The organism is Shinella zoogloeoides (genome assembly GCF_033705735.1).
In the GTDB taxonomy this organism is placed as follows: domain Bacteria; phylum Pseudomonadota; class Alphaproteobacteria; order Rhizobiales; family Rhizobiaceae; genus Shinella; species Shinella zoogloeoides_A.
The window spans coordinates 1,250,128-1,272,042 of sequence record NZ_CP131131.1 but is presented as its reverse complement, the minus strand read 5'-3'; the positions used below and the strand labels follow the sequence as shown (position 1 = coordinate 1,272,042).

General features: G+C 65.9%; 23 protein-coding genes and 1 riboswitch. Of the genes, 12 read left to right on the top strand and 11 right to left on the bottom strand.

Features of this window, described 5'->3' with window-relative positions; genetic code table 11:
- Positions 1-191: 191 nt before the first annotated feature.
- From betB to betI, 3 genes are read right to left on the bottom strand one after another with little or no spacing between them, the layout of a single operon-like run.
- Positions 192-1,655 carry a betaine-aldehyde dehydrogenase gene (gene betB / locus ShzoTeo12_RS23620; RefSeq protein ID WP_318912714.1) on the bottom strand — a complete coding sequence of 488 codons (1,464 nt, stop codon included), beginning with the start codon at positions 1,653-1,655 and terminating at the stop codon, positions 192-194.
- Between the two features lies 1 nt (position 1,656).
- A complete protein-coding gene (gene betC / locus ShzoTeo12_RS23615; protein WP_318912713.1) occupies positions 1,657-3,186 on the bottom strand; it encodes a choline-sulfatase in 1,530 nt (509 codons plus the stop codon).
- A gap of 38 nt (positions 3,187-3,224) precedes the next feature.
- Positions 3,225-3,860: a transcriptional regulator BetI gene (betI, locus tag ShzoTeo12_RS23610; RefSeq protein WP_318912712.1), complete on the bottom strand. Its 636-nt coding sequence runs from the start codon at positions 3,858-3,860 to the stop codon at positions 3,225-3,227.
- 151 nt (positions 3,861-4,011) lie between these two features.
- Here betI and ShzoTeo12_RS23605 point away from each other — a divergent pair, with 151 nt between their 5' ends.
- The 5 genes from ShzoTeo12_RS23605 to ShzoTeo12_RS23585 all read left to right on the top strand — a co-directional run bounded on the left by ShzoTeo12_RS23605 (position 4,012) and on the right by ShzoTeo12_RS23585 (position 8,620).
- Complete coding sequence (locus ShzoTeo12_RS23605; RefSeq protein ID WP_119255537.1) at positions 4,012-4,560, top strand: HdeD family acid-resistance protein; 549 nt, start codon at positions 4,012-4,014, stop codon at positions 4,558-4,560.
- Between the two features lie 63 nt (positions 4,561-4,623).
- Positions 4,624-4,687, top strand: a riboswitch (Fluoride riboswitch).
- 99 nt (positions 4,688-4,786) lie between these two features.
- Complete coding sequence (crcB, locus tag ShzoTeo12_RS23600) at positions 4,787-5,176, top strand: fluoride efflux transporter CrcB (protein WP_318912711.1); 390 nt, start codon at positions 4,787-4,789, stop codon at positions 5,174-5,176.
- Entirely contained in the window at positions 5,173-5,610 is a 438-nt protein-coding gene (locus tag ShzoTeo12_RS23595; RefSeq protein WP_318912710.1) for an EamA family transporter, read from the top strand. Before crcB ends, ShzoTeo12_RS23595 begins: the two co-directional genes overlap by 4 nt.
- Before the next feature lie 122 nt (positions 5,611-5,732).
- Positions 5,733-7,523 (top strand): GGDEF domain-containing protein, encoded by a 1,791-nt coding sequence (locus ShzoTeo12_RS23590; protein WP_318912709.1) that lies wholly within the window; start codon positions 5,733-5,735, stop codon positions 7,521-7,523.
- A gap of 95 nt (positions 7,524-7,618) precedes the next feature.
- Positions 7,619-8,620, top strand: coding sequence for an NAD(P)H-quinone oxidoreductase (locus ShzoTeo12_RS23585; protein WP_318912708.1), 1,002 nt, complete (start codon positions 7,619-7,621; stop codon positions 8,618-8,620).
- Between the two features lie 6 nt (positions 8,621-8,626).
- Here the strand turns inward: ShzoTeo12_RS23585 and ShzoTeo12_RS23580 are convergent, their stop codons facing one another.
- Together ShzoTeo12_RS23580 and ShzoTeo12_RS23575 are read right to left on the bottom strand one after the other, a co-directional pair.
- Positions 8,627-10,051, bottom strand: a complete 1,425-nt coding sequence (locus ShzoTeo12_RS23580; RefSeq protein ID WP_318912707.1) for an MFS transporter — start codon at positions 10,049-10,051, stop codon at positions 8,627-8,629.
- Positions 10,052-10,157: 106 nt separating this feature from the next.
- Entirely contained in the window at positions 10,158-10,616 is a 459-nt protein-coding gene (locus ShzoTeo12_RS23575) for a carboxymuconolactone decarboxylase family protein (protein WP_318912706.1), read from the bottom strand.
- A gap of 108 nt (positions 10,617-10,724) precedes the next feature.
- On the opposite strand from ShzoTeo12_RS23575, the gene ShzoTeo12_RS23570 reads away from it, so the two are divergent.
- Positions 10,725-11,588 carry a sigma-70 family RNA polymerase sigma factor gene (locus ShzoTeo12_RS23570; protein WP_318912705.1) on the top strand — a complete coding sequence of 288 codons (864 nt, stop codon included), beginning with the start codon at positions 10,725-10,727 and terminating at the stop codon, positions 11,586-11,588.
- A gap of 18 nt (positions 11,589-11,606) precedes the next feature.
- Here ShzoTeo12_RS23570 and ShzoTeo12_RS23565 read toward each other — a convergent pair whose 3' ends face one another.
- Both ShzoTeo12_RS23565 and ShzoTeo12_RS23560 read right to left on the bottom strand, forming a co-directional pair.
- Positions 11,607-12,032, bottom strand: coding sequence for a GFA family protein (locus ShzoTeo12_RS23565; RefSeq protein ID WP_318912704.1), 426 nt, complete (start codon positions 12,030-12,032; stop codon positions 11,607-11,609).
- Positions 12,033-12,106: 74 nt separating this feature from the next.
- Entirely contained in the window at positions 12,107-12,844 is a 738-nt protein-coding gene (locus tag ShzoTeo12_RS23560) for a DUF3750 domain-containing protein (protein WP_318912703.1), read from the bottom strand.
- A gap of 81 nt (positions 12,845-12,925) precedes the next feature.
- On the opposite strand from ShzoTeo12_RS23560, the gene ShzoTeo12_RS23555 reads away from it, so the two are divergent.
- Together ShzoTeo12_RS23555 and ShzoTeo12_RS23550 are read left to right on the top strand one after the other, a co-directional pair.
- Entirely contained in the window at positions 12,926-13,933 is a 1,008-nt protein-coding gene (locus ShzoTeo12_RS23555) for an asparaginase (protein ID WP_318912702.1), read from the top strand.
- 111 nt (positions 13,934-14,044) lie between these two features.
- Entirely contained in the window at positions 14,045-14,440 is a 396-nt protein-coding gene (locus ShzoTeo12_RS23550) for a VOC family protein (protein ID WP_318912701.1), read from the top strand.
- Positions 14,441-14,452: 12 nt separating this feature from the next.
- On the opposite strand, the gene ShzoTeo12_RS23545 is transcribed toward ShzoTeo12_RS23550, so the two are convergent.
- Positions 14,453-14,797: an MmcQ/YjbR family DNA-binding protein gene (locus tag ShzoTeo12_RS23545; RefSeq protein WP_318912700.1), complete on the bottom strand. Its 345-nt coding sequence runs from the start codon at positions 14,795-14,797 to the stop codon at positions 14,453-14,455.
- A gap of 53 nt (positions 14,798-14,850) precedes the next feature.
- Positions 14,851-15,048 (bottom strand): hypothetical protein, encoded by a 198-nt coding sequence (locus tag ShzoTeo12_RS23540; RefSeq protein ID WP_318912699.1) that lies wholly within the window; start codon positions 15,046-15,048, stop codon positions 14,851-14,853.
- A gap of 103 nt (positions 15,049-15,151) precedes the next feature.
- Here ShzoTeo12_RS23540 and ShzoTeo12_RS23535 point away from each other — a divergent pair, with 103 nt between their 5' ends.
- Positions 15,152-16,093, top strand: coding sequence for a LysR substrate-binding domain-containing protein (locus ShzoTeo12_RS23535; RefSeq protein ID WP_318912698.1), 942 nt, complete (start codon positions 15,152-15,154; stop codon positions 16,091-16,093).
- Here ShzoTeo12_RS23535 and ShzoTeo12_RS23530 read toward each other — a convergent pair.
- Complete coding sequence (locus ShzoTeo12_RS23530) at positions 16,053-16,712, bottom strand: glutathione S-transferase family protein (RefSeq protein ID WP_318912697.1); 660 nt, start codon at positions 16,710-16,712, stop codon at positions 16,053-16,055. The genes ShzoTeo12_RS23535 and ShzoTeo12_RS23530 overlap by 41 nt on opposite strands.
- 216 nt (positions 16,713-16,928) lie before the next feature.
- On the opposite strand from ShzoTeo12_RS23530, the gene ShzoTeo12_RS23525 reads away from it, so the two are divergent.
- Together ShzoTeo12_RS23525 and ShzoTeo12_RS23520 are read left to right on the top strand one after the other, a co-directional pair.
- Positions 16,929-17,300: a hypothetical protein gene (locus ShzoTeo12_RS23525; RefSeq protein ID WP_318912696.1), complete on the top strand. Its 372-nt coding sequence runs from the start codon at positions 16,929-16,931 to the stop codon at positions 17,298-17,300.
- A 107-nt stretch (positions 17,301-17,407) separates the two neighbouring features.
- The gene (locus tag ShzoTeo12_RS23520; protein ID WP_318912695.1) at positions 17,408-17,908 is read left to right on the top strand and encodes a copper chaperone PCu(A)C; all 501 of its coding nucleotides are present in this window, start codon (positions 17,408-17,410) and stop codon (positions 17,906-17,908) included.
- A 95-nt stretch (positions 17,909-18,003) separates the two neighbouring features.
- Here the strand turns inward: ShzoTeo12_RS23520 and ShzoTeo12_RS23515 are convergent, their stop codons facing one another.
- A complete protein-coding gene (locus ShzoTeo12_RS23515) occupies positions 18,004-19,374 on the bottom strand; it encodes a TIGR03808 family TAT-translocated repetitive protein (protein WP_318912694.1) in 1,371 nt (456 codons plus the stop codon).
- A gap of 232 nt (positions 19,375-19,606) precedes the next feature.
- Between ShzoTeo12_RS23515 and ShzoTeo12_RS23510 the strand changes: the two genes are divergently transcribed.
- The gene (locus ShzoTeo12_RS23510) at positions 19,607-21,907 is read left to right on the top strand and encodes an EAL domain-containing protein (protein ID WP_119255555.1); all 2,301 of its coding nucleotides are present in this window, start codon (positions 19,607-19,609) and stop codon (positions 21,905-21,907) included.
- The last annotated feature ends 8 nt before the right edge of the window (positions 21,908-21,915 follow it).

Here is a 21,915-nt window from a genome sequence, read left to right as displayed (position 1 = left end):
CCTGCGTGGGTTAAGCCCCTCATCCGCCTGCCGGCACCTTCTCCCCGCAAGCCGGGGAGAAGGAAGATGTGGCGAGCGCTCATTCCGATCCGCATCGCCTCGATGTGGCGGAAAACTTAGCGTCCTGCCCCCTTCGCCCCGCTTGCGGGGAGAAGGTCGCGGCAGCGGGATGAGGGGCAGTTCCGATCAAATCAATACGGCGCCTCGACCTTGCCCATCGACACATAGACCGTCTTCAGCTCGCTGTAGTGCTCCAGCGCGGCGAGGGAATTCTCTCGCCCGAAACCGGATTGCTTGGAGCCGCCGAAGGGGATTTCCACGGGGGCGAGGTTGTAGGTGTTGATCCAGAGCGTGCCGGCATCGAGCTGGTCGACGACGCGGTGCGCGCGGGTGATGTCGGTGGTGAAGACACCGCCCGAAAGGCCGAACTCCGTGGCATTGCCGCGTTCGATGACTTCTTCCTCGTTGTCGAAGTCGAGCACGCACATGACCGGGCCGAAGATCTCCTCCCGCGCGATGGTCATGCCATCGGTGACATCGGCGAAGACGGTCGGCTGGATATAATAGCCTTCACCCGAAACGGCGTTGGGAATGCCCCCGCCTGTCAGCAGCGTCGCGCCCTCGGCCTTGCCCTTTTCGATATAGTCGAGAACCTTGTCGCGCTGCGCCTTCGAGACCATCGGCCCAAGCTGCGTCGCCTCGTCCATCGGGTCGCCGATGAGGATCTTTTCCGTGCGTTCCTTGAGGCGGGCGAGGAACTTCTGCTTGATACCCTTCTGCACGAAGACGCGCGTGCCGTTCGAGCAGACCTGCCCCGTCGAATAGAAGTTGCCAAGCATCGCCCCGCCGATGGCGCTTTCAAGGTCGGCATCGTCGAAGACGATGAGCGGCGACTTGCCGCCGAGTTCCATCGTCACATGCTTGAGGTCGGAAGCGGCCGCGCCCGCCACCTTCTTGCCCGTCGGCACGGAACCGGTCAGCGAGACCTTGGCGACGTCAGGGTGGTTGACGAGCAGCGGCCCCGTCGAGCGATCCCCCTGGATGACGTTGTAGAGACCCTTCGGCAGGCCGGCCTCGACAAGGATTTCCGCGATCTTCAGCGCACCGAGCGGCGTGTTCTCCGAGGGCTTGAAGACCATGGCATTGCCGCAGACGAGCGCCGGCGCGCCCTTCCAGCAGGCGATCTGCTGCGGATAGTTCCACGCGCCGATGCCGACGCAGACGCCGAGCGGCACGCGTTTGGTGAAGGCGAAATCCTGCCCGAGCGGGATATAGTCGCCATTGAGACCCGCCGCCGCGATGCCGCCGAAGAACTCGAAGGCGTCCGCGCCTGATGTCGGGTCGGCGATGATGGTCTCCTGGATCGGCTTGCCGGTGTCGAGCGTTTCCAATTCGGAAAGCTCGAGGTTGCGCTCGCGCATGATCTCGGCGGCGCGCTTGAGGATGCGGCCGCGCACGGTGGGGCTCATGCCCGCCCATTCCTTCTGCGCGCGCTTGGCGGAGGCGACGGCCTTTTCCACGATGGCCGGCGTTGCCGCGTGGAGACGGGCGATCACCTCGCCGGTGGCGGGGTAGAGGCTCTCGAAGGGCGTGCCGGCAACGTCTTCCACATATTCGCCGTCGATGAAATGCGAGGCTTTCGGTTGGGCTTTCATGTCATTCTCCTCGCGGATAGCGTTTGGATTCCTCGAGATTGTCGAGGTTCATGTGGTTGCGCATGTAGCGTTCGGATGCCTTCTGCAGCGGCTGGTGGTCCCACGGATAATAGGCGCCGTTCCGCAGCGCCTCGTAGACCACCCAGCGCCGCGCCTGGCTCTCGCGCACGGCGGAATCGAAGGCAGCCATGTCCCAGCGCGCCTCGCGCATCTGGCGGAAGGCGTCCAGCGTCGCCCGGATCACCGGATTGTCGGAAGTCGCAAGGTTGGTCAGCTCGTGCGGATCGGCTTCGAGGTCGTAAAGCTGTTCCGGGTCGAGTTCGCAGTGGATGTATTTCCACTTGCCCTCGCGGATGCCGACGAGCGGTGCATAGGAGGCTTCCGCCGCATATTCCATCAGCACCGGCGTCGTGCGCTCCGCGCCGTTGATGATCGGAAGCAGGCTTTCCCCGTCCGTCCAGGGCATCACCTCGTCCATGGAGATGCCGGCGAGGTCGCACAGCGTCGGCGTCACGTCGAGATTGGAGGTGGGGGCAAGGTGCAGGCCGGGCGTCACGCCGGGACCAGCGATCATCAGCGGCACGCGGGCCGAACCCTCGAAGAAGTTCATCTTGAACCACAGGCCGCGCTCGCCGAGCATGTCGCCATGGTCCGAGCAGAACAGGATCAGCGTCTCGTCCAGCATGCGCGTGCGCGTCAGCGTGTCGACAAGCTCGCCGACCTTCTCATCGAGATAGGAGATATTGGCGAAATAGGCCTGCCGCGAGCGGCGCACGTCCTCGCCGCTGATCGCGAACTTGGCATAGTCGCACGAATGCAGGATGCGGGCGGAATGCGGGTCCGGTTCCTCCAGCATGTCCACCTGGGGCATCAGGTGCGCGCAGTCCTCGTAGAGGTCCCAGAACTTCCGCCGCGCCACATAGGGGTCGTGCGGATGGGTGAAGGAGACGGTGAGGCACCAGGGACGGCGGTACTGGTCGTCGTTCTCGCGGGAGAGCTGGTAGAGCTTCTGGTTGGCGAGGAAGGCGACCTCGTCGTCATATTCCATCTGGTTGGTGATCTCGGCGACGCCGGCGCCCGTCACCGAACCCATATTGTGATACCACCAGTCGATGCGCTCGCCCGGCTTGCGATAATCAGGCGTCCAGCCGAAATCGGCCGGGTAGATGTCCGTCGTCAGCCGCTCCTCGAAGCCGTGAAGCTGGTCCGGCCCGACGAAGTGCATTTTCCCCGACAGCGCCGTGTAATAGCCAGCGCGGCGCAGGTGATGCGCGAAGGTGGGGATGGAGGAAATGTACTCCGCCGCATTGTCGTAGACCTGTGTGCGGCTCGGCAGCTGGCCGGCCATGAAGGAGGCGCGGGCAGGGGCGCAGAGCGGCGAGGACGTGTAGTTGTTGCGGAACCGCGCCGAGCGTGCGGCGAGCGCCTTCATGTGCGGCGCATGCAGCCACTCCGCCGGCCCGTCCGGGAAGAAGGTCCCGTTGAGCTGGTCGACCATGACGATCAGGATGTTCGGCTTGCTGGCGGTCACGGGCTGGTCCTTAAATGAATGAGCAATATCCGGAAGCTCTAGCGCGCCTGTGTGACGGATGGTCGTCGGCCAGCGGCGGTGGAAGCGGGGTCTGCGACAGCGGCAAGCTGGGCATTGAGATAGCCCTCCGTCAGCGCGATGGAGGACTCGATGCTGACCGGCGCCGATTTCAGCCCCTGCCGCAGGTAGAGCCCGTCGATCATCGCCGCCGCCCCGTCCGCGATCTCGCCGGCGCGCCCGTCGGGGCAAAGCTGCCGGAGGCTGGCAAGCAGATTGGAGTTCAGCCGCCGCGCATAAACGACGAGCAGCCGCCGGACCGCTTCCGAACGCTGCGCCTCCGAATAGAAGGCAAGCCAAGCCGCCACCGTCTCCGGCGCGAACTGGTGCGCCTGGAAATTGACGCGGATGATTGCCGAAAGCCGCTCGCGCGGTGTCGCGGCCTCCCGCAAGGCCGAAACCGTATCCGCCCGCAACGTGCGCAGGAGGCTGCGGATCGTCTCGATGACGAGCTGTTCCTTGGAGCCGAAATAGTGGTGTGCAAGGGCAGGCGAAACGCCGGCATGACGGGCGATTTCAGACATGGTCACGGTCAGCGAGCCATGGTCCCCGACCGCCCGTAGCGTCGCGTCCACCAGCGCCTTGCGCCGCACCGGCTCCATCCCAACCTTCGGCATCTCGTCCCCCTGATCTGGATCAAGGATATTTTTAATTGAGTGATCAATCAATAAAAATCTGGCGTCCGCGGGGCGCTGCAATCGCCTGTCGCTTAGTCGCGCCATTCTGTGCTAGGCTGACTTTGTTTTCATTCATTTTTCGAGGTGCATCATGGTCCTCTCCCCCGGAATGAACCCTCTCTCCGAAGTGCGTGCGAAATGGGGCTGGTTCGTCGCCCTCGGCGTCGTCCTGCTCGTCTTCGGCGGCATCGCCGCCGCCAATCTGTTCATGGCGACGGTCGCCTCGGTCTATTATGTCGGCATGCTGATGATCGTCGGCGGTGCCGTGCATCTCGCCCATGCCTTCCAGGTCAAGGCCTGGCGGGAGACGATCTCCTGGGCGCTGAGCGCGCTTCTCTATCTCGCCGCCGGCGTCCTGGCCTTCGTCAATCCGGTGCTGACCTCGGCCGTGCTGACCCTCTTGATGGCGGCCGCCCTTCTCGTTGCCGGCGTCTTCCGCATCTTTGCAGCTTGGCGCGTGCGGCCGGAAAGCGGCTGGGGCTGGCTGATGGCGGGCGGTGTGGTCACCACGCTCGCCGGCATCGTCTTCATCCTCGGCTGGCCGGTCAACAGCCTCTGGCTGCTCGGCCTCTTCCTCGCCTTCGACCTTGCCATGCAGGGCTGGGCACTCATCGCCTTCGGCCTGGCGCTGCGCAAGTAGGCATCCCGGCCCTTAAGCTGGCGGAGCGGTTTGACAGCCGCTCCGCCAGCGCCTAGAAATTTCGTGTGGGATGGGGATGGAGCTCCCCGACAACTGCCGTTCACCGGCTGATAGCTCCTGCCAGACCGGCCAGCGATGGCCGTCGACGGCGGGAGCGTTTCTGGCGACCGCCCGAGGGCGGTTTTTTGTTGTCCGCAAACCGAACGCAGACTTTGAGGCAACGGGCATGAACTATCTGATCGTCTTTCTCGGCGCGGGCATCGGCGGGGCCGGGCGGCATGGGGTGAATGTGCTTGCGGCGCGGCTGGTCGGTACGGCCTTTCCCGCAGGCACGCTGGTCATCAATGTGCTGGGCTGCCTGCTGATGGGGCTGATCGCCGGCTTCTTCGCCTTTCGCGGCCACCTGCCGCAGGAGGCGCGGCTGTTCCTGACGACGGGTGTCCTCGGCGGCTTCACCACCTTTTCCGCCTTTTCGCTCGATGCGGCGTTGCTCTGGGAGCGCGGCGAGGCGGGGCTGGCGGCGATTTATGTCGGGGCTTCCGTAATTTTTTCGCTCATCGCCGTGGCGGCCGGACTTGCACTGGCGCGCGCGATGCTCGCAGGAGGTGCAGTGTGAGGGGGCTTCTGACATCCTGGCAGGTCTGGGCGCTCGGCTCCGCCGTCTTCGCGGCGCTGACTGCCATCTTCGCCAAGATCGGCATCGCCGAGGTCAATTCCGACTTCGCGACCTTCATCCGCACGGTCGTCATTCTTCTCGCCATCGCCCTGATGCTGACGCTTGCCGGCAATTGGCAGGCGCCCGGCTCGGTGCCGATGAAGAGCTGGATTTTCCTCATTCTCTCGGGTTTGGCGACCGGTGCATCGTGGCTCTGCTATTTCCGGGCGCTGCAGATCGGCAAGGCTGCGCAGGTCGCGCCGGTCGACAAGCTGAGCGTCGTGCTCGTCGCCGTCTTCGCCGTTCTCTTCCTCGGCGAGCAGCTTTCGACCGCCCACTGGATCGCGGTAGCGATGATCGGCGGCGGGGCCTTGCTGCTGGCGCTTCCAATATGAGCGGGTTCTTTTTCAACTCCTTGTAGTTATTGAACTTTCATGAAATTGTCATACTGGGGAAACGGTTTCTTCAGGGATACGGGCGGAGACTTCGCGGCATCGTTCACGCCCCGGAGCCGCGCATGTCCGCCGCCGAATTGCTAGCCCTTCGACGCTTCGGCGATGGCGAGATCGTCACGCTCGCCAAGCTGGTGATCGAGACTGCGTTCCAGCCCATCGTGGAAACGGCCACCGGTGCGGTCTTCGGCTACGAGTCGCTGATGCGCGGCTTCGACCGCCTCGGCTTCCGCTCCCCGCTCGACCTGATCGACCGGGCGTATGAGGCGGGCCAGCTCATGGCGCTCGAGCACATGGTCAACAGCCGCGCCATCGCCGCCTTCGCCGCCCTACCGGATTTCCGCTCGCGCACGCTCTTCATCAATCTCGATTCCCGCCTCGTGCCGGAGGGTGCCGATCTCGTCGAGCGCCTCGTCGGGCACCTCAACCGTGCCGGCATTCCGGCCTCCTCGATCTGTTTCGAGATTTCCGAGCGCTTCGACAACGATACGCTGCCCGATTTCGCCATCCTCGTGCGCAAGCTGCGCCTTGCCGGCTTCAAGCTGGCCATCGATGATTTCGGCGTCGGCCATAACGGCCTGAAACTGCTCTGCGACCACCCGGTCGACTATCTCAAGATCGACCGTCATTTCATCTCCGGCATGGAAGCGGATGCGCGCAAGCGCCATCTGGTGCGCAACACTGTCAACGCCGCCCATGTTCTCGGCATCCGCGTCATCGCGGAGGGCGTGGAGACCGAGGCGGAGTTCGTCGCCTGCCGCGAGGCGGGCTGCGATCTCGTGCAGGGCTGGTTCGTCTCGCGCCCCGTCACGGATTTCTCGGCGCTCAGCCCCGTCTATGCGCAGATCGCCCGCGCCGGCGGCACGCGCCGCAATTCCCGCACGCTGGACAGCATCCTCATCCGCCGCGAGATCGAGCATGTCGCCGTGCTGCGCGAGAACGAAAGCCTGGAATCGGTCTTCGAATTCTTCCGCCGAGATCCCAAGCGCACCTTCTTCCCGGTGCTGAACGCCAATGACGAGCCGCGCGGCATCCTGCATGAATATCACGTCAAGGAACTGAGCTATCACCCCTTCGGCCGCGATCTCCTGAAGAACAGGCTCTACCAGAAGAGCCTGTCGCACTTCGTCACCGCCGCGCCCATCGCCGATCTCGATACGCCGGCCGAGCAGCTGCTCGACGTCTTCACCGGCATGGGCGGCAACGAATGCGTGATCCTGACGGAGAACATGCGCTATGCCGGCATCCTTTCGGCCTCGTCGCTCCTGAAGATCATCAACGAGAAGCGGCTGAAGACGGCGGAGGACCAGAACCCGTTGACCGGCCTTCCGGGCAACCGCTCGATCCGCGACTATCTGCAGGACAAGGCGCTCGACGGCGACCAGCTCCGTTGCCTGTGCTATTTCGACTTCGACAATTTCAAGCCGTTCAACGATCACTACGGCTTCCACAAGGGCGACCTTGCGATCTCGCTCTTCGCCTCGCTGCTGCGCCGCGAATTCGTCGGGGAGGATGTCTTCATCGGCCATGTCGGCGGCGATGATTTCTTCGCCGGCATCTGCGGCCGGCCGGTCGAGGCTGTGCGGGAGACGCTGGAGCGGTTGCTTGCCGATTTCGCCCGCGAGGTGCGCTCGCTCTATTCGCCGGAGGATCGACTCATCGGTGAGATCCGCGGCCACGACCGGGCCGGCAATGCCACCAGCTTCCCGCTGATGCGCTGCTCGGCCGTGGTGCTCGTCGTGCCGCTCGGCGACATGATTGGCGAGGCGGCGCAGATCAGCAGCCGCATCGCCGCGCTCAAGGCCGCCGCCAAGGGCAGCGATGCCGGTCTCATCCTCTCCTCCACGCTGGAGTGACGATTCAACTTTCCTCCGGAACCGATTCAAAAGACACGCGCTTTGGGCTAGAACCGTCGAATTGAAGTTCTACGTGAAGCGCAGGAAGGAAAGCCATGTCAGTTCCATCGACCATGTCCTATGTCGGGCTCAGCGAGCATGGTGGCCCGGACAATCTGGCGGTGACGGAGGGCAGGACCCCTGAGCCGCGCGCCGGTGAAATCCTCGTGCGCGTCGAGGCGGCAGGCATCAACCGGCCGGACGTCCTCCAGCGCAAGGGCGAATATCCGCCGCCGCCCGATGCCAGCCCCATCCTCGGCCTCGAGATTGCCGGCGAGGTGGTCGCGCTCGGTGAGGGCGTCACCGGCCATGCGCTCGGCGACAGGGTCTGCGCGCTCGCCAATGGCGGCGGCTATGCGCAATATTGCGCGGTGCCGGCCTCGCAGGCGCTGCCTTTCCCCAAGGGCTACGACGCGGTGAAGGCGGCGGCGCTGCCCGAGACCTTCTTCACCGTCTGGGCCAATCTCTTCATGATGGCGGAGCTGAAGGCCGGCGAAAGCGTGCTGATCCATGGCGGCTCAAGCGGCATCGGCACGACGGCGATCCAGCTTGCCGCCGCCCTCGGCGCGCGCGTCTTCGCGACGGCGGGCTCTGAGGAGAAGTGCAAGGCCTGCCTCGACCTCGGCGCGAGCCGCGCCATCAACTACCGCAGCGAGGACTTCGCCGCGGTGATCGCTGAGGAGACGGGCAAGGCCGGCGTCGATGTCGTCCTCGACATGATCGGCGCGGCCTATTTCGAGCGGAACCTGAAGTCGCTCGCCCGCGACGGGCGCTTGTCGATCATCGCCTTCCTGGGCGGGGCGGTGGTGGAGCGGGTGAACCTCGCCCCCATCATGCTCAAGCGCCTGCGGGTGATGGGCTCGGCCATGCGCCCGCGCACGGCGGCGGAAAAGCAGGCGGTCCGCGACGAACTGCTGGAAAAGGTCTGGCCGCTGCTGGAGGAGGGGCGCGTCGCCCCGGTCATCCATGCCGTCATGCCCTGTGGTGAGGCCGCCGCCGCCCATCGCATGATGGAAGAGGGCGACCATATCGGCAAGATCGTGCTGACTTTCGGCTGAGCCGGGTCAGCCGCCCTCATGCGGCAGGCGGAGGGCGAAGAGGATCGCGACGGCTGCGGGAAGCGCCAGCAGCCCGTAGAGCCAGTGCGCCGCCGTCAGCGCGCCCGCAACGCCGCCCGGATGAAGCAGCCCCGTCGAATTGACGATGATGCCGGCAAGGGCCGCGCCGAAGGCGGCGCCCAGCGCCTGCATGGTGGTGATCGCCGCCGAGGCCTTGTCCGTCTCGCCGGCCGGCGCGAGATGCAGGACATGGGTCACGAGATGCGCCCAGCCCATGCCGATGCCGAAGCCCATGAGGAAGATGAAGAGGGTGGCGGTCGCCAGCACCAGGAACTCGCTTTCGGGATTGTGCCGGGCGAGCGCGAAGATCAGCATGGCCGTCGCCAACGCCTCCACTGCCGCGCCCGCGACGATCACCCGGTTGGCGCTCCGGCCCTTGAGCCGCGCGGTGGTGAAGGCCGCCGTCGTCCAGCCGAGCGCCAGGAGCGCCACGAGATAGCCCGAGACGATGGGCGTGACGCCGTGCAGCACCTGCAGGAAATAGGGGATGTAGATATCCGAGCAGATCGTCACCAGCAGCATCAGCATGATGAGGTAGACGCGGGCGAGCGGTGAGGCGAGGCGGATCGTGCCGGCGGGCAGCAGGCGCGCCTCCGCCCGCCGCTCGATGGCGACGGTGGCGACGACGCCGGCAACCGCCGCGATGGCGAGGAGGGCGCGCAACGCTTCGCTCGTCACCGAGCTTGCGAGCGAAAGCACGAGCACGGCCGCCACCAGCAGGAGGATCTGCGCGAAGGGCGTCCTCGTCGTCACCCGCTCGCCTTCGCCGGACGGCAGCAGCTTCGGCGCGGCGAGCGCCATCACGATCGACAGCGGCACGAGCAGCGCGAAGGCCTCGCGCCAGGCGCTGCCGGCGGCAAAGATGCCGCCGATGGTGGGGCCGAGGAAGGTCGCGATGCCCCAGACGGCGGCATAGAGCGTCGAGGCGCTGCTCCACAGCGGCTCGGGATAGACGAAGCGGATGAAGGCATAGCCGAGCGCGACGAGGAAGCCCGCGCCGAGCCCCTGCACGGCGCGCCCGACGAGCACCGTCTCCATGGTCGGCGCGATGGCGCAGACGAGGCTGCCGATGCCGAACAGCACCGCTCCGGCGACATAGCAGCGGTTCAGCGTAACGCTTTCCGGCCGGACGGCGACGAAGGTGGAGCCGAGCACCGAGGCCGCGACATAGATCGTCGTCGCCCAGGCGAAGAGCGAAAGGCCGCCGATGTCCCGCACGATGGAGGGCATCAGCGTCGCGGTGATATAGGTCTCCACCGCATGCAGCATGATGCCGCCGCCGAGCATCAATGTCCCGAACAGGCTGGCGCGGCGGAAGAGGCTGGAAAGCCGCGGTGCGGCTTCCTTCGGGGTGACGACGCTATCGGACATGGAATGCGGCCTTGCGATGCAAAAAGAGGTTGCGGCAGAGGTGGCACGGCCCAAACTGTAGTTCAAGCCGTGACTTTTCACTGAAACGGGGTGGCGAAAGGCGCTCTTACGGGTTCCATTCCCCTGCGACCTGCCGCGTCGCGACATTGAAGCGGTTCCACACATTGATCGCGGCGATCTCCACGACGAGGGCGGCGAGGGCCTTTTCGTCATAGTGGCGGGCGGCCTCGTTCCAGATCGCGTCCGGAACCGGCTCCTCGCGGTCGGCGATGCGCGTTAGCGCTTCGGTAAGCGCCAGCGCGGCGCGTTCCGCATCCGTATAGAACGGCGCCTCGCGCCAGGCGGCGACGGAAAGGATGCGCCGGTCCGTCTCTCCGGCCTTCTTCATCATGCGCGGGTGGAGATCGACGCAGAAGCCGCAGCCGTTGATCTGGCTGGCGCGCAGATGGACGAGATGGGCGGTCTTTTCCGGCAGGCCGGATGTCTGGGCGGCGCCCTGCAGCGCCTGCATGGCGGTCATGACATCGGGGAGAACGGTAACGATGTTGTTCATACGGGATTGCATTTTGTTGCTCCTTGCAATGATTTTCGCGTCGACGGTTGCGAGCCCTGTCACACCGGTGCGGCTTCGTTCGTCATGGCCATGACGCCGCTGGACGAAGGAGTGTGACCGATGAGCGAGAAAAAATTCTGGGCCGAACGTTTCGAGGCCGAACGGGGGCGTCTCGGCGCCGTTGCCTACCGCATGCTGGGCTCGCGCGCGGAGGCCGAGGACGCGGTGCAGGAGGCCTGGCTGCGCCTGCAGCGTGCCGGCGAGGGCATCGACAATCCCTCAGGATGGCTGACCACCGTCGTCGGCCGTATCTGCCTCGACATGCTGCGCGCCCGCGGCAGGCGGCGCGAAGATCCGATCGATGGCGACGAGGGGGAGATGCAGCATGCCGATCCGGCGGCGAGCGCCGACGAGCAGGCGGCGCTGGCCGATAGCGTCGGCCTTGCCCTTCTCGTCGTGCTGGAACGCCTGACGCCCGCCGAGCGCCTCGCCTTCGTGCTGCACGACATGTTCGACGTGCCCTTCGAGGAGATTGGCCGCATCGTGGATCGTTCGCCCGTCGCCACCCGCCAGCTTGCAAGCCGCGCCCGTCGCCGCGTGCAGGGCCTGCCGGAAACGCCGTCGGCCGATTACGAGCGCCGCAAGGGCGTCGTCGCCGCCTTCCTCGCCGCTTCGCGCGACGGCGATTTCTCGGGCCTGCTCGCGGTACTCGACCCCGAGGTCGTCTTCCATGCGGATGCCGATGCGGTGCGCCTCGGTTCGCTGGCCGAAATCACCGGCGCGCAGGCCGTCGCCACCACCTTCAAGGGCAAGGCGACTGCCGCGAGGCTCGCGCTCATCGACGGCGCTCTCGGCCTTGCCGTCATTCTCGGCGGCCAGCTCAAGGTGGTCGTGCTCATGGAAGTGGAGGGTGACAGGATCGTCGAGATCGAATCGATCGCGGACCCGGCGCGGATCGCGGCCATGGAGGTGGCGTATCTTTGATGCCGCAAGCCGGCGGCGTCAGGCCGCCGGCTCGAACCGGAGGATCCCGGCGACCCGCGGGCCGGTGCCGGAATCCGAAGGATGGGAAACGCCATCCATCACCTCCACCGCCGCGAAGTCGAAGGGGCTGATGCCTTCGATGCAGGCGACGTTGATGCCGAACTGGTTCGGGTTGGAGCGGCGCTGGTGGTGGGTGTAGATGCCGCAGGTCCTGCAGAAATAGTGTTTCGCCGTGCCGGTGTTGAACTGGTAGAGCGTCAGGTTGTCTTCGCCCTGCTCGAATTCGATATCCGCGAGCGCCGCGGAAACGGCGATCGCGCCGCGCATGCGGCAGTAGGAACAGGAGCAGCGGCGGATCGTGTTGAATTCGTCCGTCAGCCGAACGCGGAACCGCACGGTGCCGCAGTGACAGGCCGCCGTGTGCTGTTTTCTCTCGTCGCTCATGGCCGTCTCCCGCTCCTGCCTCAACCGTGTTGCGGCTTACAATCGGTTGATGACACCGGCATGTCCAGCGCCCGCTAGATCCCGATCCGCCCGATCGCCGGTATCTTGATCGCCGGCCGCGCCAGGTCGACACCGGCAACGAGGCCCATGATATGCAGTTCTAGCCCCGAGCGAACGCCCGCCGAGATGCCGAGAAGGCCGTAGAGCGTCGCATGCATGTCCCGGCCGTCGGCATCGATCGCGAATAGCCGGCCCTCCGGCAGGTAGTCGCGCCCCACGGCATCCGGCGGCAGGACGACGCCGAGTTCGGGCACGGAGCGCAGCACATGGGCGACGAAGGTGTTGGAGTTCGGCCCCGGCCAGATGCGGTAGGCGCCGGGCTTCGAATAGGGATAGGCGGCGACGGCCTTCTCGATCTTCGGGATCAGCCGCGCCGCTTCCTCGCCGCTGACGCTGACCACGAGGCGCGGCGTGTTGGAGTACCAGTAGGCATCGGGCAGATAGGCGTTCTTGCGCACCGGCGTGCCCCAGCCCACCTTGTCGTAGCGATTGTAGGCCAGGGCGTTCGCTTCCTTGGTGACGATCCAGGCGTGGCTCGCCACCGCCCCCTTCATGCCGCCCGTCGCAGCGGAGAAGATGTGGATGGTCGCCTGCGGAGCATCCTTCGGCTTCGGCAGGATGCCGGCGGAGGACCAGTCCGCCTCCCGCCAGTTCGCCGGCCGGTCCTTGATGTACCAGTAGCCCGCCGCGCCGAGCGCCGGCATGAGATAGATCAAGAGAAAGAGGACAAGGACGTTCCTCAGCAATTTCATGGGCGGCTCCGAAACCGAGTGGGCAGGATCGTGAATTTCGGATAATACCGCAGCGGAAATCGGAAATTTGAGGGCACGATCATGGCAAACCCCGTCCTTGTCGAAGTCACGCGCGGCGATCTCGTCGAAAGTCGCCATCGCGGCATGGTCGTCGTGGTGGACGGCGATGGCAAGGTGGTGTTCTCGCAGGGCGATATCGATGCGGGCGTCTTCCCGCGCTCGGCCTGCAAGGCCATGCAGGCGCTGCCGCTGATCGAGAGCGGCGCGGCGGACGCCCATGTTTTCGGCGACCGGGAGCTGGCGCTGGCCTGTTCCTCGCATAGCGGCGAGCCGGCGCATGTGCGCCTTGCCGGTACCATGCTCGCCGCTGCGGGCGTGGATGAAAGCGTGCTGGAATGCGGTTCGCACTGGTCCTTCGAGCAGCCGGTCCTCATCAATCAGGCGCGCCTTCTCGACCATCCGACAGCGCTGCACAACAATTGCTCCGGCAAGCATGCCGGCTTCGTCTGCGCCGCCTGCCACACCGGCAAGGACCTCGAAGGCTATGTCCGCTACGAGCATCCCGTGCAGGCCGAGATCCGCGGCGTCATGGAGAGCCTGACAGGCGCGGCGCTCGCGGTGGACAATTGCGGCACAGACGGCTGCTCGATCCCGACCTATGCCGTGCCACTGAAGAGCCTCGCCCACGGCTTTGCGAAGATGGCGACCGGCGTCGGCCTCGCCCCCGTGCGCGCGAAGGCCTCGCGCCGCCTGATCGATGCCTGCATGGCCGAACCCTTCTACGTCGCCGGCACCAATCGCGCCTGCACCCGCCTCATGGAGGCGGCCCCCGGCCGCATCTTTGCCAAGACCGGCGCCGAAGGCGTCTTCTGCGCCGCCATCCCGGAAAAGGGCATCGCCATCGCCCTCAAATGCGAGGACGGCACGACGCGCGCCGCCGAAAGCATGGTCGCGGCCACGCTCGCCCGCTTCTTCACCGAAGAGCCGACCGTCCATGCGACGCTGATGGCCATGGCCAACCGCTCCATGTCCAATTGGAACGGCATCCATGTCGGCGATATCCGCGTGACGGACGCCTTCGCCGCCTGATGTGAGCTGCCGCAAAAAATGCGGCCGCCCTGTCGGGAATGCGTGTAGCGTGGCGTCCTTGTGGCATGACGGGCCTTTGCCCGCATGATGAAACACAACAGGAGGACTTCCATGCGCATGATCTTCGTCAACCTGCCGGTCAAGGACCTGCCGGCAACCCGCCACTTCTTCAACGCGCTGGGCTTCACCTTCAACGAGCAGTTCAGCGACGACACGGCGGCCTGCATGGTGGTGGACGAGAATGTCTTCGTCATGCACCTGACGGAGGAGAAGTTCGCGCAGTTCGTGACCGGCAAGGTCGGCGATCCGGAGCAGCAGACCCAGGTGCTCACCTGCCTTTCCGCCGTCAGCCGCCAGGAAGTCGATGACTTCAAGGCCAAGGCGCTCGCCGCCGGCGGGCGCGAATGGAAGCCGAATATCGAATTCGGCCCGATGTACGGCTGCTCCTTCCAGGACATCAACGGCAATGTCTGGGAGTTCATGCACATGGACCAGTCGGGCGGCTGATCGGCGGCGCCTTCAGTCGCGCATCCTGCGCAGTTTCGCCGGGGCCTTGAGATGCCAGGCCTCGGCAAGCCGGTGGCGCAGGTCCTCATCGTCGATCGCCGCGGCGCGAACGAGAAGGGCCGGCCAGCCGCGATAGTGATCGGTTTCGTAATAGGTGCCGGGCGCCATCTCGATCAGGCGCTCCTTCTCGTCCATCGGCGCCATCAGCACCAGCGTTCCGGCGTCCTTGACGCGCACGAAGAGCTTGCCGCCCGCTTTGAGCGCGGGCGTGCCGTAGGACGTGCCGGCCTCGACGCCCGGCAGGTCTTCGCAGAGCCGTTGAAGGCGGGCGAGCAGCAGATTCATTTCATCCGGCATGAAAATCCTCCCCGGCCAGCATAGACCGGGGAGGGCGGATGTTCGAGGGAGGATCAGGCGGCGCGGCCGCGGTGGCAGGGGCCGGCCTCGGCCGGCATGCGGAACAGGCCGAACGGCAGGTCGCCGAGCCGGCGCGAATCCATGGCCTCGATTTCGGGATGGGCGAGCGGGTCGCGCATCCAGACCGGCGCCTCCGTCGCGTCGATCTTCGCCAGAAGAGCGCCGGTCAGCCTGGAGAAAATCTTGAACATTGCCTTCTCCTCGCGGTTCGTTACGATTGAGTATGATTGATAATCACGCTTTCGGTCCGCTTCCGCAATCGAGTAGTTCGAGAGAAGACTATAGGAAATCTATATGAATAACCTCAACCGCGTGCACCTCAACGGCCTGCGGGCGCTGGAGGCGGTCGGCCGGCTCGGCTCGCTGCAAGCGGCGGCGGAAGAGCTGGGCGTCACCGTCGGGGCGGTCAGCCAGCAGGTCATCAAGGCGGAGGAGCAGCTTGGCCGCACGATCTTCGAGCGCACGGCCCGGGGCATGCGCGAGACGGACTTCGGCGGGCCTTTCCTCGCGCGGCTTTCGGCCGGCTTCCGCCAGCTTTCCGAGGCGGTCGCCACCACGCGGCGGCGCGACGACGATATCCTGACGATCTCGGTGGCGCCGATCTTCGCCTCGCGCTGGCTCATCCACCGCATCGACCGTTTCAGCGCCGTCCATCCGGATATCGGCCTGCGCATCGAGGCGACGACGAACCTCGTCGACCTGGCGCGTTCGGATGTCGATCTCGGCATCCGCGTCGGGCCGGGCAACTGGCCGGACGTGACGGCGGAGTTCCTGATGCCGCAGGTGATGTTCCCGGTCTGCGCGCCGGCGCTGGCGGAGAGCCTGCGCGCGCCGCAGGACCTTGCCGAGCAGCCGGCCGTCATCGACGGGCACGACCCTTTCACCTGGGAGCGATGGCTGGAGGCGGCGGGGCTCGACGTGCCGCCGCCGCGGGCGCGGCACGTCTTTTCCGATGCCTCGCTCTGCCTCGATGCGGCCCTCTCGGGGCAGGGCGTGCTGCTCGCCTATCCGGTGCTCGCCTCCTGGGCGCTGAAGGAGGGGCGGCTCGTCGCGCCGCTCCCGATCCGGGTGGAAACCGGCATGGGCTATTACTTCGTCGCGGCCCCGGGCGTGCCGGAACCGCGCAAGGTCTCGGCCTTCAAGCGCTGGCTGCGCGCGGCGATGGCGGAGGATGCGGACGGCTTTGCCGGCGCGGTCATTCCGGCTCGGCGAGCCGCGCGGCCATCATCGCCTTGAAGGCCGGGCGCGCCTGGCTGGCCGCCAGCCACGCCTTGACATGCGGCGCCTCGTCGAAGAGCTGCGGCTGGCTCATCGCGTAGCGGAACACCTCGGCAAGGTTGAGGTCGGCCACGGTGAAGCGGCCGCCGACGACATGGCCGCTGGCGGCAAGATGCTGGTCGAGCCGCCGGAAGCTCTTCTTCAGCGCCTTGACGGCGCCGCGGATCGCAAGGCGGCCCTGCTCGCTCTCGGCCGCCTTGGCATCCATCGTCAGCACGATCTTTACCGCATGGGGCTCGACCTCGGTCGCCGCCCACATCGTCCATTGCAGCATTTCCGCCTCTTCCGTCAGCGTCTGGCCGGAAAGCGGGCCGCCGTGCTTGCGGGCGAGGTAGAGGTTGATCGCCAGCGACTCGGTCATCACGAAGCCGCCGTCGTCCACGCAGGGAATAAGGCCGGTCGGGTTCACCGAGAGGAAATCCGGCGATTGCGTGTTGAGCGGCGCATCCGCCGCCGTGGGGTCGTCGACGCGCCGGGCCTGGAGCACCGGCACGGAGGCGAAGGAAAGGCCGAGCTCGCCCGCCATCCAGTAGTTGCGCGAGGCGCGGGAGCGGTAGACGCCATAGATCGTCAGCATGAAATCCTCCTGAGCGGCCGTCCGGCTTTGCTGGAACGAGACGGGCCATGTCGTCACCTTAGGCGGCGGCCGGACCGAAAGGTAGGGCACGCGCCTGATCGATCCATGAATTGTGGTGATGGCGGAGGCTTCTTGCCGCATTGACCTTCCGGGGGCAGGGGGCTAATGGCGAAATATCCGCATTGACGCGGTTGGGGGTGCACGATGGCACGAGGCATGACAGGCCGGGCTCTTTGCCTGCGCATTCTGTGCGCGGTCGCCCTGCTGTTCGTCGGCTTTGCGCATCAGCCGGCCTCTGCCGCGGGACCGAACGTCTTCGAGCTTTCCCGATACGTCCTGCCGGACGGCACGATCGGCGACATCTGCCTCAACGACCATGTCGACGGCAAGGTCAGGCATCATCTGTCGACCAAATGCGAGGCCTGCCGCATCGGCGGCAGCCTCCTGATGCCCACGCCGTCCGATGTTGTCGGTGCCGCGCTCGCCTTCCGCCGCGTCTCAGCCCTTCCGCTCGGGGAGGAGGCGCTTCATCCCCGCCGCGAGCGCCCTGGCGCTCCGCCCCGCGCTCCGCCCTTCCTGTCCGCCTGATCGACCGCCCGCGCGACGGCTTGCCGCCTTGCGCTGGAAATCCGGCCCGGCGGACCTCGTGTGTCCGTCGCGCCTCTTCCGATACAGACGTCACAAAGGACATGTCCATGAAACGCATTCTCGCAACCCTCGCCGCGCTCGCGCTTTCCGCTTCCGCCGTCTTCGCCCATGAGTTCATGGTCGGAAACCTGCTGGTCGATCATCCGGCCTCCAGGGCGACCCTTCCCGGCCAGCCCGTCGGCGGCGGTTTCCTGACCATCACCAACAAGGGCACTGAAGCCGACCGCCTCGTTTCCATCGCCGCGCCGGACGTTTCCGACGACGTGCAGCTCCATGAAATGGCCATGGAGAACGACGTGATGAAGATGCGCCATCTGCCTGAAGGCATCGAAATCCCCGCCGGCGCCACCGTCGAGCTGAAGGCCGGCGGCCTCCACGTCATGTTCATGAAGATCAAGCATCCCTTCAAGGAGGGCGAGACCTTCAAGGCGACGCTGAACTTCGAAAAGGCCGGCAAGCTCGACGTGGACTTCAAGATCGAGGCCGCAAAGCCCGCCGCTAAGCAGGGCGGGGACGCATCAGGCGGCCACGAAGCCCACGGCGGCTGACAAAGCGGATGAGGGAGCGTGCGGAAGGATGCCCCCTCATCCACCATGGCGCCTCTCCGTTCGGGCAGGAAGGAGGGGCGCATTACGGGACGGGCTCAGCCCGTCCGGTTCCGTTCGATCGTCAGATGCCCTTGCGGTGACCCGTCCTTTGCAAGGTCGCCGGTGACGCGCTCGTTCCAGCGGAAGCCGGCGATGGCCGCCTCTGGCGTTTCCTCGAAGACATTGCCGGAGATCAGCGCCGAGCCGGCCTGCTCCACCACCGTCACGCCGCAGCCGACAGGGCTCTTGCGCACGAGATTGCCGCTGACGACGAGGCCGCGCATATAGGCCCCCCAGCCGAGCATCAGCCCCCATCTCGCCGCGTTCTCGACGGTGTTTCCCGAGACGGCGGTGTCGGCCTCCACGGCGATGCCGAAACCGAAGCCGGCTCCGTCATGCACATAGGGCCCTTCGAGCCTGAGATTGCGCACGACATTGCCGGTGATGCTGGCAAGCCGCCCGCCCTCGTTGAAGTTGACGACGGCGATGCCGTTGGCCGCGCCGTCGACGAGGTTGCCGGTGACGACGGCGCCTTCGAAGCCGAATTCCGAATAGATGGCTGTTTCGCCGCTGTCGAGGCAGGTATTGCCGCCGATCTGCACGTTGGAGCCGGCATTGGAGCGGATGGCCGAGAAGGCGCAGCCGGAAATGTGGTTGCCCGAGATCATCACGTCGTCTGCGCGGAAGACGTTGATGCCGTTGCCGTACTGGCCGGTGCCACCGCGCGTCGCGGAAATGCGCGCGATCCGGTTGCCGGAAACGATGGTGCCGTCGCGGCCCTTCTGCCAGCGATGGATCAGGATGCCGCCATTGCCGCAGTCGAAGACCTGGTTGCCCGTGACGGAGAGGTCATGGCTCTCCACGGCATGGAACGCATGGTCGCCGGCGCCCGAAAGGCGGTTGCGCTCGATGCGCCCGCCCGAGCGCTCGAGATAGACCGCCGTCTTCGACGATCCCCTGATCTCGCAGTTCTCGATAGTGACGGTCGCCGCGTTGCTCAGATGCACGAGGCCCTGCACCGTGTCGTCCAGCCAGCGGTTGGCCCCGTCGAGGACGAGGTTGGCAAGCTCGATCCGCCCGACGCCATCGGCGGCGAAGAGGTGACCGTCACCGCCATAGACGATGCGGGTCGCGCCCGGCACGCCGGTGATCCGCGTATTGTCCGGCAGCGTGATGTTCGAGATCACATAGTCGCCGGGCGGCAGGAAGACCGGTGTGTTCTTCGCGGCGGCCTCGCGCAGCAGCTTGGCGAAGGCCTTGCTCTTGCGGTCGCCGGCGCCGGGGCGGATGCCGTGCGCCGCCGCGTCGATGCTGCCGCGCAGGTCGACACCGATCACCGGCAGCCGCTGCGTCTGGCCCGCGGCCGTCGTGGCGACGCCCGCCGCGCCGAGACCGAGGCTCGAAAGAAATAACCGTCTGGTAACCATGCAAGCTCCTTGCTGCCGGAGGAGCAGGAACCGTGCCAGCCGGATCTGTGCAGGAATGGCACGCTTTTCGGCTTGCCCGCCTGGGTTGTTTTTGTCCCGCAAGAATGCCGGATCACTCGCATTTCGCCGGTTTCCTTTAAGGTTGGATAACGACTTCGGGTGTAGCTTCAGGTGTCCGGAGAGAGATTGCGACCCGCCGTGTCGATCCTTGCGTTGGGGAATTGCAGCATCCATGTCGATGAAACTGTCCCACCTTGGCAATGAGGACGCCGACGAGACGGCGCGCCTGATGTCCGCGAGCCAGCGCCTCATCGACGAGGCAGCGCGTCTCTTCCCCTTGGCGGTGGCGCAGAACGACCGGACCCTCTGGCTCGAGGCCATGATCGACGAGGTTCCGGACTATCTCTATTTCAAGGACCGCAACAGCCGGTTCGTCGTGGCCAACCGCGCCATCGTCAGCGACAACCTTCGGGAAGGGATCGACAGCCTCGAGGGGCTTTCCGATTTCGACATCCATCCCGAGCATGTCGCCCGCGGCTTCTTCAACACCGAGCAGGAGATCATCCGCACCGGCAAGGCCATGCTCGACATGGAGGAGCTGATCCGCGATTCCTCCGGCACGCTCAAATGGCTGCTCACCTCCAAGCTGCCGGTGCATAATGCCGGCGGCGACGTGATCGGCATCGTCGGCATCGCCCGCGACATCACCGAGCGCAAGCGCTCGGAAAGCCTGCATCTCGGTCAGGCGCACCTTTTGAAGATGATTGCGCTCGGGGCGCCGCTGGTCGAGGTTTTCTCCTCTCTTATCCTGCTCATCGAAGCCCATGTGCCCGATGTCACCGGCTCGATCCTCATGCTGGCGCCCGATGGCAGGCATATCGTCAATGGCGCAGCGCCGAACCTCGACCCGGCCTTCTGCCAGCTGATCGAGGGCGCGGAGATCGGCCCGGCCACGGGTTCCTGCGGCACGGCCATGTGGCGGGGCGAGCCCGTCATCGTCAGCGATATCGCGACCGATCCGCTCTGGGCGAATTTCAAGGCGCTGGTCCTGCCCTACGGCTTCCGTGCCTGCTGGTCTTCGCCGATCCGCTCCTATCAGGGCAAGGTGCTGGGCAGCTTCGCGCTTTATTCCCGAACGCCCGGCGAACCTTCCGCCGAATGCACCAAGCTCGTCGGCATGGCGACGCATATCGCCGGCATCGCCATCGAGCGCAAGGAGGCAGAAGACAGCATCCAGTTCATGGCCCATCACGACACGCTGACGGGCCTGCCGAACCGCAGCATGCTCGACGAGCGCGTCGCCTCCGCCATCGAGGCGGCGGACGAGTGCGGCGGCACGATGACGCTCGCCTTCCTCGACCTCGACAACTTCAAGCTGGTCAATGACAGCCTCGGGCACCATGCCGGCGACGAGCTTTTGAAGATCGTCGCGACGCGCATGATGAATTGCGTGCGGGCGAGCGACAGCATCGTGCGCCTCGGCGGCGACGAGTTCGTGGTGCTGATCAGCGGTGCAATGCGCCGGGGCGAGACGGTGGAAGATCGCCTGCATGCCGTGCGCAATGCCGTAGCCGAGCCGGTGGAGATCGAGGGCCGCGCCTTCCAGGTCACCTGCAGCATGGGTGTCGCCGCCTATCCCGAGCACGGCCGCAACGCCACCGAGCTCCTGGCAAGAGCAGATGCCGCCATGTACCGCGCCAAGGAGATCGGCCGCGATGCCGTGCAGGTCTTCACCGCCGAGCTTGCCAACCGCGCTCATGAGAAGCTGGTGCAGCAGGAGGAGCTGCGCCGCGCGCTCGCCCGATCCGAACTTTTCCTGCAATACCAGCCGCAGATGGACCTTGCCACCGGCCGCATCTTCGCCGTCGAGGCGCTGATCCGCTGGCGCCATCCCGAGCGCGGTCTCGTCGCGCCCGGCGATTTCATTCCGCTTGCCGAGGAGACCGGCCTCATCGGCCCGATCGGCGACTGGACGTTGCGCGAGGCCTGCCGGCAGAACAAGGCATGGCAGGATGCCGGCCTGCCGTCCATCGTCGTCAGCGTCAACGTCTCGGCCCGTCAGTTCCAGGAGAAGGACTGGGTGGAGCGCGTTGCCGCCGCTCTTTCGGAAAGCGGGCTGGAGGCGCGCTATCTCGAGCTGGAGCTGACCGAGAGCATGATCATGGAGGACGTGCAGCAGGCGGTAGGGACCATGCACCGGCTGGAGCAGCTCGGCGTGCATCTCGCCATCGACGATTTCGGTACGGGCTATTCCAGCCTCGCCTCGCTGAAGCGCTTTCCCGTCGGCCGCCTGAAGATCGATCGTTCCTTCGTACAGGATCTGCCGGATGACGGCGACGACGCCGCCATCGCCCGCGCCGTCATCTCGCTCGCCCATTCGCTGCAGCTTCGAGTCATCGCCGAAGGGGTGGAGACGCGCGAACAGATCGACTTTCTGCGCGAGGCGGGCTGCGACGAGATCCAGGGTTTTTACCTCAGCCGTCCCGTCGATCCCCGCGCGCTCCAGGCGCTCCTCTGCATTCCCAGCCTCTGATATTCTTC